The sequence below is a fragment of the Bacteroides sp. MSK.20.82 genome (assembly GCF_019052485.1).
In the GTDB taxonomy this organism is placed as follows: Bacteria; Bacteroidota; Bacteroidia; order Bacteroidales; family Bacteroidaceae; genus Bacteroides; species Bacteroides thetaiotaomicron.
Genome location: NZ_JAHQUN010000004.1, coordinates 207729 through 227602 on the forward strand (window position 1 = coordinate 207729; position 19874 = coordinate 227602).

A 19874-nucleotide genomic window follows, 5' to 3' on the forward strand; every position below is an offset into this window, starting at 1 on the left:
AAAAAGAAAAATGAAAGTATATGAGGTTTTAGCATCAAGCCGCTTTCTACTTGCTACAATGAATAGAAACGGAGTGAGCGCAGATGATATAATGTATCTTGATATGTTCTATGAGTATAGAGATATGCTTGCAGAAGGACGAAAAGAAGCCGAAATCAGGACTTTTCTTTCAAATAAGTATAAATTATCCGCCTCAACAATAAAAAAGGCTATAAAGCACTTGAATGAAGAATACATTATTTGATATGCTTTCGAAGATTTTTCCGTAGTCATTACGCACGTGTAAAAAAGCTGGAGGGATATTCTCCGGCTTTCGCTTTTAATTGCTACAAAGATTTTTTTGGGGTCATTACACGTGTATGAGAAAATAAGATCCACTATACTTGTCACTATTTTCTGCCGGCATTACGAGAAAACAACGATAACTATAACGGTACTTATTTTCTCTCTATCAAAGCAGGAATCAAAAAATAGATAACCCCTACGAAGTGTATTGCTAAGTAGGGGCTTTATGGGGAGATGAGGCTATTTCTTTGGCTTGATAAACCCGATTGGATTACGTGGCTTATTCTCCATCTTCTGTGCCTGAAGCTCGGCTAACGTCTGATTGATTAACTCTAGCTGGTTCATGACTATTCTATTTTGAGCTTCTTTTAATTGGTTATTCAGGTTCGTATCCCTCATAATAGTAAGATTGCGTAATACCCTTGAATATAACTTCCCTATCGTCTACTTGATCCGTCAAACCTTGATGTAACAATGTCCGTAGTTCCAAATCATTAATAGGGCTTCTTTCCATTGCTTGTAAATAGAGAACTTTATCCACGTTCTGCCAATCAATCACCATGCCAAGACGTTTCTTTAGAATCATATCAAGCCAAATACGCATAGTACGACCGTTTCCTTCCATGAATGGATGAGCAATGTTCATCTCAACATATTTGGCTATGATCTCATCGAATGTTGTTTCCGGCATCTTTTCTATTACCGGGAGCATCACATCAAGATACATGCAGTTAGCAAAACGAAAATTCCCCTTTGCTATATTCAATGTGCGCACCTGTCCGGCAAACTTATACAACCCGTCGAACAGATAACGATGTATATCGCATAGGCCTTTTATTGTTCCCACCTCGATACGGTCTATATCTCCAGTCTCAAACAAAGCATGAGCTTTTACAAGGCTCAACTTATCTATTTCATTTGTATTCATACTCATTCAACTTTTAATGTTATTGACTCTGATTGAAGCAAAGAATAATATTTTGCCTTCGCTTTCGCCTTCGCTTCATCACGTTGTTTTTTACGCTTTGTTTCTATTTCCTTTGTGGATATAGCTTGAACTAAAGCGTCTACATCCTTTAATTTGGTACTTACATAAGTCCTTCTATGTAAATCAATTTCTGTTATCATATTACGATCTTGAATTATATTTAAGAGTTTATTATATTGGTGTTTGGTGGTATATTTATCATAGACTTTCTTCAATGCTCTATTTTTTAGTAACAGTTCAAGTTCCTCTTTATTCCTAGCACCAAACATTCTGCATTTAATCATATCTGATGTTGTCTGTGCAAAGTCCTTATCTCCAATTATTGATGAAATCCCCATGTACATAGCCCATACAGCACGCTCATCTGAGTTCATATTCTCTCTTGCATTATAGATATTGCTCATTACAGTTGCATTCAATAAAACAAAAGGGCATCCCTCAAAGTTGTAGACCTTCCGACATCTATTCACTGTATCAAGAGTATATTTAACAGTATCTGTTTTTAGATTCAGCATGGCAAAAGTTTGGCGCACTCTATACCATTCTAAAACCAGATCATAAAATGATGGATTCTCTTTACTATAATCATTCAGATATTCAATCTCTAATTCAGGAAGAAACTCCTCATTGCCGAAACCATTATAATCCTCATCATATGGAAATTCATCCATTCTATTATATTCTTGGAGTATGGAATCCGGGAGTTCTTCTATCGTTCTATAAATACAATAAACTAAATCTTTGAAAGCGTTGTATTCAGAAATCTCAATTTTTCTTGAAGTATAGAATATTCCGATGTAATACATCCTGTTGATAGTATTCTTTTCTATAATCAAGTCCCTCAATATAGGTAAAGGGATTAGGATAAACGGATTTTTATTCATATTTTTGTATCAGTATTAACAAGAGGATTCTCCGTCGTGATGATGTGGGGTCCTCTTTCTGTTTTATAATCGCAAAGATAAAGAACAGCTTTATCTATTCAAAAATGCAATAATAAATAAAAGTTAAAAATCATCCACTTAAATAAGTTCATCCTATCTATCTTCCAATGAACCGTCCAATATATCATCCACATAAATAACTATATTATTATAACTATAAATATTAATAACTATGTTGAAATAGGTACACATCATCAATTAAAAATTGACGATGTACGCTCTCTTTCCAAAGATTTATCTTCATTCTGCTTTAATATTACAAAACAATTTCTCCGCTTTCTATTCTATCCAGTAACCTAGATAAGTCTGCCACACTATTGATATTGTAATTAGTATCTCTAATGCGGATTACTCCAATGATACCACCGGAAGATGAGGCAAATAGTTCCGCTATATCAATCTCTAACACATCGGCAATTTTTTCAAGCAATGGTAATGATGTATTTCCATTTGATGCACGGCTTAATGTTACCTCTGAAACACCCAATTTTTCTGCAAGTTCCTTTTGTGTGGTATTGCGCATTTGGCAAACCTCTTTAATTCTTAGCTTCATATACATTTAATGTTAATTGTTATCATAGTGCAAATATAGAATAAAATATCATTTCAAGATAATATTGTATGCTAAATTTGCGTTTAATGATAATTTTATTCTCTTTTTATTTGGTTGCAATTATCATTTACCGTATATTTGCATCATAAAATTAAAGTTAAACGATAATTATTAAAATATGAGACGTTACGATTTAAGCAAGATAATGAGAAGAGCACACCAGTTATTTACTAACGCTCGTGCAAAGTACCCGACATTCTCTAATGCACTCCGCAAATCTTGGAGCATGGCAAAGTTCGAGGTTAGAGTAGCCGAAGAACGCCAGGCAATCGAAGCGGAGACTAAAGCACGTGAAGCAAAGGTACGTGAAGAAAACGAGCAAGCCGCTATTAGTTCGGTTCTCCTTCGTGCACAAATCGAAGCCGACCGGATCAGAAGAGAAGCGGAAGCCAAAGCGGAACGTATGAAAGGCGAAATAGCAGCACGCAAAGAAGGTATCTCTTACAATGAGTATCAAAATCGCATTAGTCGTTCAATGGGCTACGGGTGTGGTTCGTATTGCGGTGACTAATTTTCTACTGCATATATCATTTGAGGCACTGGTTTGTGAAAATAGGTGCTTCTCTTTCACTGAATTATTAACCGGATGGGATCGTAAAACGCTACCCCATCATAAAATATACACTATGACAGAAACAAAGGTTTACAAGTTTCATAACAATATTCATGTTGAGGCTTTTACAACGTCTTTAGGGACAGAAGGGATAAGGCATAATGTATTCGAATACGAAGAGTACACAGCAATAGAAGTAACTGGCACACCATTAGAGATAATAAGAGCCTCAACGATATACCAACAGGTTACAACCATTAAATTATAACGAGATGGAGATGTTGATCGTATTTGGATGCCTATACACTGGCTATAGGATATTCAGGAAAAAGGGAGAACAGTTCTTTGATGTTTAATCAATTATGAACGCTACACTAATTATTTGTATCATCCTTCTTGCTTTTTGCATTTGGGATGAAGTGTTTAACGATAACAACAGAAATCAATCAATATAAAATATAACTATGGAAATGGTAATAGAGCCCGCTAGCAAAGAACGGATAGAAGAAGGAGAGCAGTTTATCGAAAGACTACTAAAGATTCTACAAAACAACGATAAAGTAACGGTTAACGTAATGTATTGCCAGACTTGCGTTATTGACAGGCTGGTAACTGTAGAATCTGGTACCAGTTTTAATGCGGGTCTAAGTAAGGACAATTGTACAGTACTAAATGAAATGGTTTACAACTCACATCAATAAATGATACATGAAAGTTGACGCCATCAACAAAGCCACCCCGGTAACAATACGGTTGCCGGGAGATTAAAATAAACAAGTATTAAAAATGACTTCACCATCCTAGACAAAATAGAAGTTTTTAATTGTTTCTGCATATACATAATTGTTATAATTTAAGTTATTTGCAAAGTCTAGATTGCAAATTAGGCCTTTTAAGACCCAATAGGTATTTTAAAAGGTAAAATCTATATGAAAAATAATCATTATGATATAAATAATTTATTCTACTAAAAAAGAATCTATATCTTTGCCAATACTAACTTCAAAACTTAATAAATATGCTTTTAGCTTATATCACACATAATATTGATTTTAGTGCTATTAAAACTTTGCTAAGGCTTGCGATATCACAAGGAGATAAGTATAGAGACACTTATATAAAAATTATCGTATCAGATGCTAAAAAGCTAAGAGAAGATTCTAATAATATACGAACCATAAATAGAGATATGTTTGATTACTCTGTTTATTTACAAAAAAACGGTGAAAATATATTAGATCAGATAGATTCAGAACATTTAGACACAGCCTCCTTGAAAAAAATTTTAACAGTTTTTGAACAATAATGAATATTCAACTTCTCAATCTTAGCCGTTCACAAATGTCATTGGCTTGGGCAAAAGCCAGGCACAACCAATACTCTGATACAAGAAAACAAATATTTCATCAAAATCTGGAAGATTTATTCAAAGCAATATCAGAGTTTGATTTTACCTCAATGACAGATGATGAAAAATACGAGGCTAGGAATATTATGGAATGGTTTATTTCAAGTGTAAATTTGCTCAACAATAACACTGTTAATATTATTCCATATGAAATGATAGAATGTTTGAATATTGCCTCCAAAGAGTGGCTGTCAGACTATGATAAATATATAATTGTTACAACTGACGGTCCGTATGCAATATTAATCTCTGGTGATAGTCTTAATATAATATATGATACAATTAAAAACAAGTTTGGAATTGACTTTCAATATAGATTATTAGAAATCAGAATGCCTCGATATCTAAATAGGGATTATTTAACAAACGTATGTTTGTATCATGAGTTGGGACATTTCGTTGATAAAAGAAATAAAATATCAGAAACAATCGTAAGCAGATTATATGATCAATGGCATACACAAATAACTACCCGACCGGAAATAAAACAATCATTTCCTTTTATCACAGATTTTAATTCGAAGAATAACAAAGAGATAGAACAAATATATTTCCATATAAGAGAATACTTTGCAGATATATTTGCCGCTCAATATGTCGGACAACATATTGAAAACTATTTAATCTACCTTGCAGAAGACAGAAAAAACATACATGATTACGAACATCCCTCCTTAGAATTAAGAGAAATAATGATTAATAATTTTTTGTCTAACAATTACAATACAGTTCTAAATTCTATTATCGAAGAATCGAAAAATATATATATGGGTAAACTGCAAATACAAAAAAGATATATAGATTTGCAGAAAGAAGATTTTTATAATTTAGTTCCAACTCAAATTCAAAAAGAATCAGAAATACATTCTCTATTTAAATTGGGATGGGACATATGGATGAATAATACAGAACAAATCAAAATTTGCAATAAAATGCAAGAAGAACTTCTTCCTGATAAGACTTATGAAATCATTAATAATTTAATTGAGAAATCAATAAACAATTATTTAATAATAAGAGATTGGGAGAATTTTAAAAAAATATAGTCTAATGTACTTATCAAAAAATAAAATATTAGAATACCTAAAAATTGGTAGATTAGTTATACGACCACTACTAGAACTATCACAAATTAATAGTACGTCTATTGATTTTAGATTAGGATGCGATTTTTTGGTATCAATCCAAGGAAGAGAACCTTATATTGATGCTTCATTCCAAAATGGTCATATCGGAAACCTTAATAATTTCTTTCAAGAAACTCGGAGACAACTTGGAGATACATTCATCCTGCATCCTAATCAAACGGTATTAGCTTCCAGTCTAGAATATATCCGTTTGCCTGAAAATATGATGGCAATAATCGGTATGAGAAGTTCATATGCACGATTAGGCATAAATATCTCTTCATCTTTAGAACCTGGCTACTGTGGATGCATATCACTAGAGTTAACCAATACAAGTAAAAACGCTATTCGCCTAACTGTTGGTGCTTGTATGTTTCAAGCAAGATTGGCTTTTATTACACAACCAGAAAAATACAACGATAGAAAACGAAAATACTTGTGTCAAGTAAGGCCACAAATATCTAATTTATACACCGATAAGGATTTAGAAATTCTTAAAAAAATCTCTGACAAAAATAACAATATTACTACATAATAAGGTTATCTCATGATATTAAACAAGAAAGATGCCTGCCAAGCATTGATTGATGGCAAAATTATTATTGCGTATTTCGGTAATAACGGTGATTATAAACACACTCATTTAGCAACACCCGTTGAAGTTAGACTATTTGGTAATCAATTTTGTACTTATACATCACATGGCACTCATAAAAGAAAACTCACAGAAAGTGATATTATGGAGGCGCTTGATAAAAAAATCGATTCTCTTAGAATTTGCCCGGTATGCATTTTAGATGAAAGGCCTATTAATGAACCTATGAAATCTAAATAGTAGTAGACTGTGATTATTTGATAGTATTATTTATCTTATACAAATTTTTACTCTCTTTGAATATACCAACCTTTATTTTATTTCTTTGCAAAATTTATCATATTTCAATTAGACAATGTAAAAGAAAAATAATTGCTAAATATTGATTCATAACCTAAAAAATAATATTATGATTGGAATAGAAAGAAAATTTTCAGACAACACCCGATTGATCGATTTAACAGTAGAAGACTTAAAAATATTGATTGTCAGTCTTATATTAGAAGTTAAACAAGTAGAAAGCCCCCAATATGTATATGGCTATAAAGGGCTAGCGGATCTACTCCAATGTTCATTAAGTAAAGCTCAATCAATTAAAATGAGTGGTAAGATTGACAAAGCTATTATTCAAACAGGGAGAAAAATAATAGTTGATGCCAATTTAGTTCTTACACTTCTGAAAAAAGCAGAGAATAGTTGACATTCAAAATGAATATAATCATTTATCAGCAAAGATTGAACAAAGAAAGTAACAAGACAACGGGTACTTTATCGGGGGCTTACCAGCAAAGTATCCAAAGGGTAAATTTAAGAAAAAATGGCAAGATTACGGCAAGGGGAATATATGTTTTGATAATCCTCATGATCTATAACTCCAAATAACCGTTATTTGGAACTACAACACACTACAAAGATTTTTCCGTAGTCATTACGCACATATGAAATAAATTCTCAAAATTCCGATTTTTCCGATGCTATAAAAAAGGGAAATAAAATAAGCATGAAGATTTTTTCACGGTCATTACACACGTATAATAACAGATGTATAGGGATGATAAATATTTGAGTTGTGCAAATGTTGTGCAAACGATATAAAATAAAAACCGCAAATAGTTGATTATAAAACTTTTGCGGTTTTGCTTTGTGATTCCGAAGCGATTCGAACGCTTGACCCACGCCTTAGAAGGGCGTTGCTCTATCCAGCTGAGCTACGGAACCATCCTTATTTGCGGATGCAAAGGTAGTGCTTTTTGCGAGAACTCAAAAACTTTTCGACACTTTTTTATTCATATTTTTCTTTATAGCTAGAAATCAGCAATTTATAAAAGTACTATTCAGAACCCTGTTCTAGGGTTGAATTATTTTTTCTTATCCCGATATCCCATATATCATATATCTTATTTATCTTTGTGCCTGTCAAATATAAAATCAAAAACTATGTTGAGTCGTATTATCGTATTGGTCATAGCCGGAGTTGCTGTCGTTTATATCGTCCGCTTTATAGATAACTTCTTGTCCCAGCACAGAAGAAAATATTAAATAAGATATATATCCAATCAGGAGAAGTTCATTTAAAACTTCTCCTTCCGTTCAAATTCACCTTCTTCGGTGTAATACTTCCATGTGCCTTTAGGCTGATTATTTGAATATTTCCCACGAAGCTTGAGCTTTCCATTTTCGTGATATTCACGGTAACGTCCGTGACGTTTTCCCCCTTTCACTTCCGCTTCGCTTTTCAATGCTCCTTCCGGATAGAACTCACGCAGAACATTTCCTTCAAACTTCTCAATATAGAAACGCTTTAACTCACTCATCTGCTCCTTTTCGGTCACAGCTTCTTCATCCATATCCTGATCTTCCTCATCGCTGACAACGGCCACCACCTCTTCCGGCTCGTACGGACGGTAATCCATCACATACTGCAGAGAAGCTTGGTTGTTATCTCCGATTACCTGCATCGTCCAGTAAGGAAATGAATACAAGATATCTTTATTCGATTGTATTTCATTCCATGTAGCGGGATTCATCATAGGTTTCAATTGTGAGTAGAACTTGTGCATATCTGTATACAAGAAGATTGTGGAACTTGATTTCATATACGAATAAGCATCCTTAAATCCTGCATTATTCTTCAGTAAATTCTTCTGTTCGTAATCTTCTACAAAGGAAAGCAAGGAAGCCGGTTTATTGCTGAAAACGACATAATCATCCACATAAGTATAATATGGCTTCTCAAATTTATCAAACAGCTTTCCGAAGAACAGACGGAAGAAACCTTTCATTTCAACATAATTGATTTCAAAGTCCTTATAATTAACAGACTTTATCTTAACCGGAGACCGGCGTTTGATCTTCTTTTCAATAAACTCCATATTCTTACGGGCGTCTTTGATGCTTTTTGCCCGAATAGCCAGAATCACTTCAGGATCATGTCCTAATAAGCCCGGTTCGGATTGCGTTATGGCAAACTCTCCGGACATCCAGCTCAGGAAGTTCTCTTCCAGAGAAATACCAAACAGGCTTTCTATCTTTTTCCGCGAACTCTGATAAGAGTCATACAACAGTTTATCATGAACAGACAGAGCGTTCTCTAGTTCCTTCACGAAAGTTACCGGACTATCGAAGCCGATATTTGTATAAAGAGCCGTTCGCCCGGACAAAATCTCGTGAGCTTTCATTTTATGCTTTCCCGAATTCAGCAAGGCAGTGATATAAGGATCCACCGAATCTTTCTTCAACGTATAACCTTTCACTTCCATCCGGTCCTTATCCATATTCAGGTAAAGGCCCGCAAAATTCATAGAATTACTGAACAGATCGACATATTCATTTCTCGCTCCCAGATAAATGGACATAAACTGAGGAATACGGGCATAGTTGATAAATACCCTGACAAGCCCTTTACCGGAAACTAATTTTTCCGTTTCAATAAAAGACTGGTCAAGTCCGATCTTAGGCTTATTACGGGAGTTGATGGCAGATTCAACAAGGCCGGAAGTATAAGAGCCTACCAGGTGATTATCCACAAAAGCAGTATAAAAGACATCACGGGTATCCGGATCACGCATTTCAAGAATGTTAATTCCATTATGCATTCGATTAGTGACGGTAAAGCCGGACATTGCCAGCACTGTTTCGACCTGATCCTTCAATAAATCCATTTTAGAAGCTTTCTGCATATCTACTATAAGCAGAAAATCCCAATCGGTAGCGCGGGTCTTATGAAGTGAGATAAGCAGATCCCGCTGACCGACCAGTGATAACAGTACTTTATTGCTTTTGACAACCGAGTCAAGCTTTTCCACGCTCTTCGCAACTTCTTCAAATGATTTCGCTTTTCTCAGACATTGCCAGGTTTCGCTTCCACTAAACTTTTCCCAGTCTTCTATCGGAGCAGATGACTGAATGATAAACGCTGCATCCTCTGGCACCAGATAGATCTGCTGAATATTACGGTCGGGCGAAATAAACAGATAAACGATGGAGTATACCATGTATACAGCCAAAGCTAGTCCTGCCGTAATCAAAGTTCTTTTTACAATTTTTCGTGTATTATTTTTCTTCTCATTTTTCCCGGGTTCGACATATTGCCCTTGTTCCCCATTGTTTAATTCATCCATTATTTATTTGTTATTGAGTTGATTGGGCAAAATTACTAAAAAAAAGATGGAAGATGAAATTCATAGGTCGGTTTATACTTTAAATCTTCTCATCCACCTATATCCGCCACAGATCACAACTACTCCATCTTCTTAGGGAATGAAAGGATAAGATAAAATCGTGCGCAGATGAATTGGAATAAAGTTTTTTAAACAAAGACATCTGCTTAAAACAAAAAAGGGACAAGAAAAAAAAGTAGAAAACTAAAATAACCAACTTGCATACTATTAGTGTATATTCATCACCTTTTAATACATATAAGTACATTATTATATCACATATTTATATTTTTATTTTAAAACACAAATTCATCATTCTATCTTACATCTATAAATTCCAAAATTTCATTTACAATATACTTTGTGTTAACCTAAGGCAATTATACAACTTTCAGTTAATTAATAAACAAAATAAATAATTTTACAACAATCTACCAAATAAAGCAAACAAAATGATTGTTTTCATGTTATTACAAGTTACATTTACTTCGTAAATACAATTTCCTGCTTTATCAGAAGGGAACAAATGTATTTTATTTGATATTAATTCATGATTGAGCACAAACAAACAGCTATTGAGACATCATGGTCCGATAGCATACATAATATAAGATCGCCTCCTCCCCTGATTATTCACCTGAGGCTAGTTTATTATGCCTAATACAAATAAATGAAAATAATTATTGTTACTTGGGGGACTTTGCTTTTTTATTGATAGTTCAAGACATTTAGAAATTGAATTTTCAATAAACATAACTCATGATCAATATTGACCTCCCAAAAAACAAACAAATTTGAGATCATATTATTTGAGTTTATAGATGTGCACAATTATGAAATCATAGTTGGCATATAATCTACTATGTCTTTTGAATTAGAAAGAAAAAGCAAACTCTTTAGGAGTGACGTCATTTAAAATATAACAACATGATGTATTTAAAGACAATATCTATTGCTGCATCTTTCTTAATAGTAACAATATTTGAGAATCAATCATACTTAGTTTTATTGTTGATTGTAATAAGTTTCTATCTCTACTGGCATTTATTTCATTATCTTTCCATACAAAAAGAAAGAAATTTCCTCAAAGAAGAGAACCAGTATTTTATAGATTCTTTCCAAAGTATTCGAAATCCAATTACCTTAGTCCATGTTCCTTTACGAACGATCTGTAGTGACACCTGTCCCGAGAATATGAAGAATGATTTATTACTAGCTATTCGGAATATAGAATGCTTAAATGAGAATCTGGACAGATTGTCCGGATTGAAATATTTGCATAATCATCCCGAAGCCATGGACATTACCGAACATGAATTAGGAAGCTATGTAAGAAGCAGAATTCAATCCCTACAAGGCTATGCAACGAATAAACACATAAAACTAATCATCAATACAAACTTCACCTATGCCAGTGTATGGTTTGACAAAAGCAAAGTCTCACCAATTATCGATAAATTCATAACTAATGCAATCGACTGTTCCAAACCAAAAACAAACATTACATTACTGATTTCTATCAGTCAGGAACATTGGGAAATAAGTGTACCCGATTCAGGAGATGGTAAACTGACAAAGCTTTATAATCAAAATAAACATCGGTTGATGAGACAGACAACAGAATTTGAATGCGATTTTGCAAAAAGCATATTATATAAGAAACTAACGAATTTGTGTAATGGAAAAATCATAGTAAACAGTACATATCATACTGTCACATTAAAGTTTCCAGTAAAATGCTCTTGTAAAAACCAATTAAATCATTCGGCATTGAGTATCACCAATCATACTGAGATTGAAAAGATAGATCGTTTGCTTTCAAAGGCTCCCTGTAAAAGAAGTTCTCACAAGCCGACAGTCGTACTTGCCGACAGTAATGATGATTTCCGATCCTATCTGACAAGTTGTTTAACGGAAGAGTTTACTATTAAAAGTTTTAGAGATGGCATCGAAGCGATGGCTTACATAAAAAATGAATATCCTGATTTAGTGATTTGTGATACAGAACTTCAAAACATGGATGGTGTCGAACTCTCATCAAGATTGAAAACATCTTGCGAAACATCAATCATACCTATCATACTTTATAGTTCGCATATAGATATTAACCAGCACAATAGAAGAAAGACTTCTTTAGCCGATACATTCTTGCAACAGCCCTTTAGTGTAACAGATTTAAAGCTTGAAATGTCAATCCTTATCAAAAACACTCGTTTTCTTCGAAAATCATTCTTACAACGATTATTTGGAGAAGAGTTTTTGGAGACAAAAGCGTCAGAAATATTGCAGGATGGTAAACACCCTTTGATAAGTAAAGTTACTAAAATCATTCTGGAAAATCTGAATAATGAAAAACTAACCATAGACTCCATTGCCAAAGAGCTTGGAATTAGCCGGACAAGTCTTTACAACAAGTGGACGCAATTAACAGGCGAAGCACTTAACAAATTCATTCTCAAAATCCGAATGGAAAAAGCGCATGAAATGTTAAAGAGTGGAAAATATCGCGTAAACGAAGTCCCAGAGAAAATCGGAATGAAAGATATGGATAACTTCCGCGAAAAATATAAGAAGTATTTCGGAAAGACACCAGTTGATACTATTAAAAACGTTTGAAGTATTTATATTGAAAAGCAGTTTTAAATAAAACAACCTGAGACCGATAGAAGAATTGTTGACGCAATCAACCAAACTTCTTTTTATCGGGCTCAGGTACCTTTCCGACACGCTATTCCTGAACGAATTTGCCTATATAGAAATTCTCATCTTCATTGACCGGTGTGTAATAAGGAACCCAAAAATTAAGGAAACCATAACGAACCTCTTCATTAGGGAAAGCCAAACGATAAAGTTGAAATTCTTTGTCATAGTCCTTGATAATCAGCTAACCTCTCTGATAAATCAATGGAAGCGGATTGTTGGCATCCACCCGATATTCTATAAATAAAATTACCCAAAGCCTGCAACAGAGGTTTATCGTATTCATCCACCAATACCACTACTCCGCAACCAGACTGCTCATTGGCACAACGAATAATATAGCTGAATCGTTCCTCCGGACTACGATCTTTTTTCTCATCTCCATATATAACTTTCGATTTTAATATAGTTCATCAATCAATGCTTATTGCATATCTCTTCATCCACCTATATCCGCCGCATTAACCATAGAAAAGGAAATCGAAGTGGAAATGAGAGCGGAACTCTATGAATTTCTGCTGGAGAATAAATTCAAAAACGGAATCATGTTCAAACGCTCAATAGAGCTTTTTGTGGAACATTATAATATGGAAGGTACAGTGAAGGAAGATAGCCTGATGAGGGCTTTTAAGAGGTGGAGGAAGGCGATGAAAGATAATAGAAAATACTAATACATCTAAAAAAGGGGCTGTCCGATTTTGGACAGCCCCACATAAAAATAAGTCTTATATTTAGGCTGCACTAATAAAGCTACCTAAATCTTTATATATTTCCTCTATTTTAATAAACTACTACCAGAGAACTATCTGTCCGATTCATCATCTCTCCAATGTTCAGGTTTGTTCAACTCATCCGAACACCTGATCTTTCCTTTATCCACATCAAATCCCTTCGGACTGATTGCCTGAACCATCCAATAATCCGAGAACTGTTCCAGTATCGGGTAAGGAGCAGGATAACCCAGCCTGGCTGCATCCGGTATAAAACCATATTCTGGATAATATTCTTTATGCCCCAATACAAACACAAGGCACGAACCTTTTTCCTGTAACCTCTCTATGCCTGCCCGTATCAGCATTCCGCCTATACCCTGCCGTTGATATTCCGGCTTGACAGCTAAAGGTGCAAGAATGTGCATCATCTGTAGTGCTCCCTGACCATCAAAATAGGCTCTGGTGAAGAGAATGTGTCCGACAGCCTCACCTTTGTAGAAAGCGAGCAACGAAACCATTGGTTCTGCGGTTTTGTCAGCCAGCAGGTCGGCTACCAACTGTGCTTCTTTGTCATAGCCAAACGCTTGTTTTTCAACAGTCATTATGCTGTCGAAATCATCTGTATTGGTCTCTCTAATTTGTATATTAATTGAATTTATCATTTCATTGTTTTTTTGAGCATGTATATCTTGCAGATAGTTATTATCCGTCTTATAGACATGCGATTATACTTATTATATAGAATATGAAAATAACTCTGGCAAGAATATGCCAGAGTATGAATTAAGGGATAACCTTGACAGACTGCCAAAGGTTATTTACTTCACGGACTCCTTCTTAGCTTTACACATAGACCGCAAAGGTAATGCTTTCTATTGCATTATGCTATAGTTTGCAGCGAAAACTATCCATCAATTTTACTTTTTTATTGATAGAAACTACTTTTATTTCATTCTCTCCCGGCTGCAACTCCACATTTTTCCATTCCAAAATAGCATACTGATCCGGCATTGCCTTACCATAGCTTTTTCCATTGACAAACAGTTCCGCCCCGGGCTGATTAGTGAATGCAGTAATCGTTTGCAGACGTCGGGAACGTACGGTGTTACGTTTTCCGGCCAGATAAAGCACAGGTTCTTCCTTGTTCCAGTTAGCCTTATAAAAGTAGAACGCGTCTTTACGTACTTTCCGGTCAAAGGTAACCAGCCCCTTATCATTAATTCCCGGACGATCACCTTCCGTACGGTGAGCCGCACCGAAATCAAACATATTCCATACAAAGCTACCCCATATATAAGGACGGGCAGAAATCGCTTTCCAGTTCTCTATATGATAATAGGTCTGCCAGTTCTCCGGATGCCACCAACTGTTTGGCACGGATTTTACCAACGAATCCTGCTGATGATAAATGCTGGCACCGGCACCATACTCACTAATGGCAATACGAATTTCCGGATGATCTCTATGCATACCGTCCAGCCAGCGTCCTAAATCGGCCGGGGTGCCTCCATACCATCCGTCGTACCGATTCCATGCAATGGCATCCGTTATGAAATTCAAGTCACCCATTTGATTACTTGCCGAAGTGGTAGGGCGGGTAGTATCTTCCTGATGCGCCAGCTCATTTAATTCCTTGATATATTCCACCGGATTATCACCGAATTCAAGCAGTTCATTGAACAGCCCCCATACACAGATGGAAGGATGATTAAAATGTTGGCGGATCAGCTCCTTCAGCTGTTCTTTCCCATTGGCACGGAAAGAAGGCAGATTAACAAATCCTTTATCATCATATCCTCCGGGACCGATAAAAGGTATTTCTGCCCAGACAATAATCCCATTCTTATCCATCAGATCATAGAAATAGGTAGCTTGCGGATAATGTGCCAGCCGAACCGCATTCACTCCCATTTCCAGCATCAGGGCTACATCTTCTTCATGATGCTGAGGACGTAAAGCATTACCCACCTCACTCCTGTCCTGATGCCGGCAAACACCGTGAAGAGGCAGATGCTTGCCATTCAAAAAGAATCCCTTATCCGGATCAATCCGATAATAACGAAGTCCTAAAGGCTGCGTCACACAATCTACCAACTGCCCTCCTCTCGACAAGGATACCTCCGCCTGATAAAGGAACGGGTCCTGACGACCATTCCACAGATGAGGATTATTTATCTCAAATGTAAGTTCCTGCTGCAAAGCTGCATTCCCGGCAAGAGTAAGTGTCTGTTTCTGTTGCGCCACCACTTTCTGACCATCCAGCAAACGGACACCCAGTTCTACTTCCTGACCGGCATTATTGCCATTTGCCAAATCAACGACCGCCCTTACTTTCGCATATTGATGACTGACACTATCCTGTATCAGACGAACTCCCGGAGAAGCATAATTCAAAGGAGAAATACAAGCCTCATCAGTGATCAGCAGATGCACATCCCTGTAAATACCGCCATAAAAATTAAAGTCACCTACCAAAGGCATCACGTCCAGTTGTTCTCCATTATTCACCCGCACTAATATAGAGTTCTCTTTTCCATAATTCACCTCTCCGGTTATTTCAAAGACAAAAGCTCCGTATCCTCCACGATGTTCGCCGATATGACGGCGATTGATAAATACATCTGCTATACTGTTCACGCCTTCGAAGCGAAGGAAAAGACGCTTGCCTTGCCATTCGGGACGAATAAACAGCTTCTTTTCATAATTACCGATTCCCCGTTTATAGTCGATCTTTCCGGACAAAGCATCCTGCGCATTCCAGGTATGGGGCAGATCTACTCTTATTTCCGACCCTTTCTGCACCTGATGCGAGAACCGGAACTTCCAGTTGTCGTTTAATAAAATATCCTGCCGCTGAGCAAAGAGCGGCATACTGCAAAACAGGAATAAAACAGCTGCCATCAAGCGGCAGCATGACATAATTGGTGTTCTCATATTATTTCTTTAATGATGATTTCTTCACTTTGATAAAAGAAGAGAGTGATTCAACTTTACTCTTATATTTTTTCTCATTGACTCTATTTTTGTTTTCTTCTTTATCTATCCGATGATCGAACAGCATACTTGCTTTCTTCACGTCCCCTTTCATCCATTCGGCATAACTAAAACGTTGATCAACCGCATTGTCTCCCCCTTCCCACTGAATATAGACTTCATCCTTCGTCTTAGCCTTCAGATTGCTGAAAACTTTTGCAAAGCTCTGTCCATCCAACTGTTCTGCTGGTTGTGGTATCTGACATAACTCGCACAAAGTAGGATACAAATCTACAAACTCAACCATCGACCGGGTCTTTCCTTTTTTCCTTCCGGGCACACGGATAATCAACGGCACATGAGTAGAACGGTCCATCAGATTATGTTTACCCACAAAATCATGTTCGCCCAGATTCCAGCCGTGATCTCCCAACAGTACCACAATCGTATTCTCCGCCAGGCCTAACTCATCCAGAGCGTCCAGCACTTTTCCGATTTGTGCATCCACATAGCTCAGGCAAGCATAATATCCATGCTTCACTTCCCGCTGAAAATCAGCATCACTTGTATCAGACACCCGTGCATAAGCATATATCTCACTCGAATTACGGACTTGTTCCGGCAAGCCTTCCGGTCTGAAACGGTTGGGAGCCAAAGGTATCTCTTCCCGCTTATACAAATCCCAATATTTCTTCGGGGCATTAAACGGCAAATGAGGTTTCCAAAATCCGCAAGCCAGGAAAAACGGCTTGTTCATTTCTTTCATACGCCGCAGGTCGCGAATGGCACGTTCCGCCAGTTTTCCGTCATCGTATGCCGTATCCGGAACATCCGCTGACTCGCAAAACGGTCCGCGCATAGTCTTGGGATTGATCGTCTTGCCTGATTCTGAGTTCATCCAAAGTTCCCATTTATTATATTCCGCCCAATAGACATCGTATCCATCCGGATGATTCCGGTAGGGAGGTTCGCTCCACGATGCAGCATGATCGCTCATGTGGTGAAAAACTTTGCCATCCGAAACCGTATGATAACCATTCTTTGTAAACCATCCGGAAAGAGGTATCGCCTCCGGACAATCCTTGCTGGCATAAGCCGAGAAATTCACAAAACGATCGGGATAGTGAGGATATACGCCTGTCAAGAGGCTGGCACGGGAAGCGCCACTCACCGGAACATTGCAATATGCGTTCTGAAACAAGACTCCGCTCGATGCCAGACGATCCATATTCGGAGTCTTGACCGCCTCCACTCCGTAACAACCCAGTTCGGGACGCATATCGTCAGCCATCAGAAAAAGAACATTCATTCTGGAAACATCGGAGACATTGCGCTGCGCCTGCACAGCAGAGGCCATACAGCAAGCTGTCCCGCAAAGAAGGGTATATTTTACCGAAATAGCGTTCTTCATTTTATAGTTTAAATTTTCAAGACCTGCAATATACAAAATATTACAGGTCTTGCCTCTGTTTTTACTCAAAAAATTATTTAGTCCATACCGGATTCTGTTCCAGATTCGTATTCAATGCCAGTTGCTTCAGAGGCAGCGGATACAGGTAATAATGTTCCTGCCATCCGAGCGGAGCGTCAAAGAAGTAAACATACCCTTCGTCATTACTCGGTCCGCCGGTCACTTTCAGATTTTTAGCCGAAGCTCCCGTCACATATACTCCCAACGGGCGTTTATTGACATAGTCTCCTTTTTTCCATCTGCGGAGGTCATCCAGACGGAATCCTTCCCCCATCAGTTCCACACGTCTCTCCCTGCGTACCTCCCACAGAAGAGCAGGAACGGAAGGATCACGGGCCGTATCAAAATCATCTGTAATGTCTTCGACCGTCATTTTCGCTACATGTCCACGTGCACGAAGTTTATTAATGGATTTATCGGCAGCCGTCTGATCAAACTTACCTAATTCGCACATGGCTTCGGCATAATTCACCATCACCTCTCCTACACGGAACAAAGGCGCATCCGTTGTATTCACTCCGTTGGCATTGGTAGCTACGGTATGCGTATTATAATACTTCCATACCCAGAATCCCATTTGAGAAGCATTCCAGCCCTGTCCCCAATTCTGATTCTTGAAGTGCGGCTGTCCCTGCACCGTAAATCCTTTGAAGTTGGAAGACGGCAAACGATGATAAGTCTCACCGGAGATCGTAGCAAGAAGATCTATAAACTCTCTGTCCTGCGCATCATCCGTATATTTCCAGTCAGCCGTGCTCGGACCATTTTCTTTCTTTACCATATAGGGAGGACATATCGTCAGATACAACCGGTAATCACGGTCGCGGAACTGTCCATAAATCTCCTTATCACCGCCATACCGACTGGTGGTAGTACTTACCGGACGACCATCCGTACACAGATAACTGTCTACCGCATCCTTTGTCGCCTCAATATAAGATTCACCAGTACGCACCATGCGTGTCAGGCCATGCATCAACTGACCGGTTTCATAGGCTTTATACAAGATAATGCCCGTCACCCCATCCAAAGACTCCGAATTGAAAAGCTCATCATACTGTGGATGTACATTCGGATAAACCTTCAAGACTTCTTCCGACGCACGTACACATTCTTTCAAGTAAGTCTCGGCATCAGACAATCCATGATATTTCCGCCAAGTACCCTCGAACAAGGCAAAACGGGAAATAAGTGCCTGCACCACAGATATACCAATGGTGTTTTTGCCATCGTCCGCACCGATATGTGTCTCCGCATATTTCAAATTGGACAGGATATTCGAAGCCACCAGATCGCGGTTATCCCGTTTGCCGTACAGCTCCGGACTGTCTTCTTTCAACGCATTCTCCACCCAGGGGATATCTCCAAAGCGGGAAAGCATCTGAAAGTATTTATATGAACGGAAGAAATAGCCGACACTACGCCAGTGCTCCTTCTCCGTATCATTCATCTGCGAACCGTCGATATTGTCCAGCATCAGATTTACCCGGCGGATATAGTCGTAATCCCATTCCTTGGCTTCATCTGTCGCCTTCGCCTTCTGGTATGCCCACTGCCCTTCATATCCGGACAAACCCTTGATCATATTGTCCGACTCAAAATCTCCCCGGAATATTTCGTCCGTCTGTCCCGTATCATACGTATATCCGAAGAATACATTATATAATCCCCATGCATACGTTTTAAAGTTATCATAGGTAGTAAAGACTGTCGCTTCCGTCTGTTGTCCTTTCGGATAAACTTCCAGAAAAGAGTCATTCAAACAAGACGACATCAGCAAACAGAGACTAATGCCCGTACCCAGTATATATTTCTTCATAATAATTACTCTTTTAAATAGTGAAA

General features: G+C 37.4%; 17 protein-coding genes, 1 tRNA gene and 4 pseudogenes. 10 read left to right on the forward strand and 12 right to left on the reverse strand.

The annotated features are described in order from the left end of the window. Nucleotides 1-10: 10 nt before the first annotated feature. Complete coding sequence (locus KTR07_RS06690; protein ID WP_217315275.1) at nucleotides 11-244, forward strand: hypothetical protein; 234 nt, start codon at nucleotides 11-13, stop codon at nucleotides 242-244. Between the two features lie 281 nt (nucleotides 245-525). On the opposite strand, the pseudogene KTR07_RS06695 reads toward KTR07_RS06690, so the two are convergent. From KTR07_RS06695 to KTR07_RS06710, 4 genes and pseudogenes are all read right to left on the reverse strand, one after another. After that, nucleotides 526-624: pseudogene (locus KTR07_RS06695) on the reverse strand (ORF6N domain-containing protein); the annotation flags it as partial. Between the two features lie 37 nt (nucleotides 625-661). Beyond that, on the reverse strand, nucleotides 662-1213 hold the full coding sequence (fic, locus tag KTR07_RS06700) for a protein adenylyltransferase Fic (protein WP_217315276.1): 552 nt from the start codon (nucleotides 1211-1213) through the stop codon (nucleotides 662-664). Nucleotides 1214-1215: 2 nt separating this feature from the next. Beyond that, the gene (locus tag KTR07_RS06705) at nucleotides 1216-2157 is read right to left on the reverse strand and encodes a hypothetical protein (protein ID WP_217315277.1); all 942 of its coding nucleotides are present in this window, start codon (nucleotides 2155-2157) and stop codon (nucleotides 1216-1218) included. Between the two features lie 316 nt (nucleotides 2158-2473). After that, the gene (locus KTR07_RS06710) at nucleotides 2474-2770 is read right to left on the reverse strand and encodes a helix-turn-helix transcriptional regulator (protein ID WP_217315279.1); all 297 of its coding nucleotides are present in this window, start codon (nucleotides 2768-2770) and stop codon (nucleotides 2474-2476) included. A 178-nt stretch (nucleotides 2771-2948) separates the two neighbouring features. On the opposite strand from KTR07_RS06710, the gene KTR07_RS06715 reads away from it, so the two are divergent. The 7 genes from KTR07_RS06715 (at nucleotide 2949) to KTR07_RS06745 (ending at nucleotide 7213) form a co-directional block, all read left to right on the forward strand. Continuing rightward, nucleotides 2949-3341 carry a hypothetical protein gene (locus KTR07_RS06715; protein ID WP_217315281.1) on the forward strand — a complete coding sequence of 131 codons (393 nt, stop codon included), beginning with the start codon at nucleotides 2949-2951 and terminating at the stop codon, nucleotides 3339-3341. 115 nt (nucleotides 3342-3456) lie between these two features. Then, complete coding sequence (locus tag KTR07_RS06720; protein ID WP_217315283.1) at nucleotides 3457-3651, forward strand: 2-C-methyl-D-erythritol 4-phosphate cytidylyltransferase; 195 nt, start codon at nucleotides 3457-3459, stop codon at nucleotides 3649-3651. Between the two features lie 750 nt (nucleotides 3652-4401). After that, nucleotides 4402-4689: a hypothetical protein gene (locus KTR07_RS06725; protein WP_217315285.1), complete on the forward strand. Its 288-nt coding sequence runs from the start codon at nucleotides 4402-4404 to the stop codon at nucleotides 4687-4689. Beyond that, complete coding sequence (locus KTR07_RS06730) at nucleotides 4689-5837, forward strand: hypothetical protein (RefSeq protein WP_217315287.1); 1149 nt, start codon at nucleotides 4689-4691, stop codon at nucleotides 5835-5837. Before KTR07_RS06725 ends, KTR07_RS06730 begins: the two co-directional genes overlap by 1 nt. A gap of 4 nt (nucleotides 5838-5841) precedes the next feature. Then, a complete protein-coding gene (gene dcd / locus KTR07_RS06735; RefSeq protein WP_217315289.1) occupies nucleotides 5842-6453 on the forward strand; it encodes a dCTP deaminase in 612 nt (203 codons plus the stop codon). Nucleotides 6454-6465: 12 nt separating this feature from the next. Then, complete coding sequence (locus tag KTR07_RS06740; RefSeq protein ID WP_217315290.1) at nucleotides 6466-6753, forward strand: hypothetical protein; 288 nt, start codon at nucleotides 6466-6468, stop codon at nucleotides 6751-6753. A gap of 169 nt (nucleotides 6754-6922) precedes the next feature. Then, nucleotides 6923-7213, forward strand: coding sequence for a DUF3853 family protein (locus tag KTR07_RS06745; RefSeq protein WP_217315292.1), 291 nt, complete (start codon nucleotides 6923-6925; stop codon nucleotides 7211-7213). Between the two features lie 444 nt (nucleotides 7214-7657). Here KTR07_RS06745 and KTR07_RS06750 read toward each other — a convergent pair. Beyond that, nucleotides 7658-7731: transfer RNA gene (locus tag KTR07_RS06750), tRNA-Arg, on the reverse strand. Nucleotides 7732-8084: 353 nt separating this feature from the next. Beyond that, on the reverse strand, nucleotides 8085-10133 hold the full coding sequence (locus tag KTR07_RS06755; protein WP_117981353.1) for a DUF3352 domain-containing protein: 2049 nt from the start codon (nucleotides 10131-10133) through the stop codon (nucleotides 8085-8087). A gap of 969 nt (nucleotides 10134-11102) precedes the next feature. Between KTR07_RS06755 and KTR07_RS06760 the strand changes: the two genes are divergently transcribed. Continuing rightward, complete coding sequence (locus KTR07_RS06760; RefSeq protein ID WP_217315300.1) at nucleotides 11103-12788, forward strand: response regulator; 1686 nt, start codon at nucleotides 11103-11105, stop codon at nucleotides 12786-12788. A gap of 115 nt (nucleotides 12789-12903) precedes the next feature. Here the strand turns inward: KTR07_RS06760 and KTR07_RS28390 are convergent. Continuing rightward, nucleotides 12904-13116: pseudogene (locus KTR07_RS28390) on the reverse strand (AAA family ATPase); the annotation flags it as partial. Nucleotides 13117-13180: 64 nt separating this feature from the next. After that, a pseudogene (locus KTR07_RS28725) lies at nucleotides 13181-13279 on the reverse strand (AAA family ATPase); the annotation flags it as partial. A gap of 48 nt (nucleotides 13280-13327) precedes the next feature. On the opposite strand from KTR07_RS28725, the pseudogene KTR07_RS06770 reads away from it, so the two are divergent. Beyond that, a pseudogene (locus KTR07_RS06770) lies at nucleotides 13328-13543 on the forward strand (hypothetical protein); the annotation flags it as partial. A 131-nt stretch (nucleotides 13544-13674) separates the two neighbouring features. Here KTR07_RS06770 and KTR07_RS06775 read toward each other — a convergent pair. The 4 genes from KTR07_RS06775 to KTR07_RS06790 all read right to left on the reverse strand — a co-directional run bounded on the left by KTR07_RS06775 (nucleotide 13675) and on the right by KTR07_RS06790 (nucleotide 19848). Continuing rightward, nucleotides 13675-14247: a GNAT family N-acetyltransferase gene (locus tag KTR07_RS06775; protein ID WP_008765622.1), complete on the reverse strand. Its 573-nt coding sequence runs from the start codon at nucleotides 14245-14247 to the stop codon at nucleotides 13675-13677. A gap of 223 nt (nucleotides 14248-14470) precedes the next feature. Continuing rightward, nucleotides 14471-16504, reverse strand: coding sequence for a glycoside hydrolase family 2 TIM barrel-domain containing protein (locus KTR07_RS06780; protein ID WP_371317754.1), 2034 nt, complete (start codon nucleotides 16502-16504; stop codon nucleotides 14471-14473). 16 nt (nucleotides 16505-16520) lie between these two features. Next, nucleotides 16521-17969: a sulfatase gene (locus KTR07_RS06785; RefSeq protein WP_008765619.1), complete on the reverse strand. Its 1449-nt coding sequence runs from the start codon at nucleotides 17967-17969 to the stop codon at nucleotides 16521-16523. Nucleotides 17970-18042: 73 nt separating this feature from the next. Continuing rightward, on the reverse strand, nucleotides 18043-19848 hold the full coding sequence (locus KTR07_RS06790; protein WP_008765618.1) for a RagB/SusD family nutrient uptake outer membrane protein: 1806 nt from the start codon (nucleotides 19846-19848) through the stop codon (nucleotides 18043-18045). Nucleotides 19849-19874 lie beyond the last annotated feature (26 nt).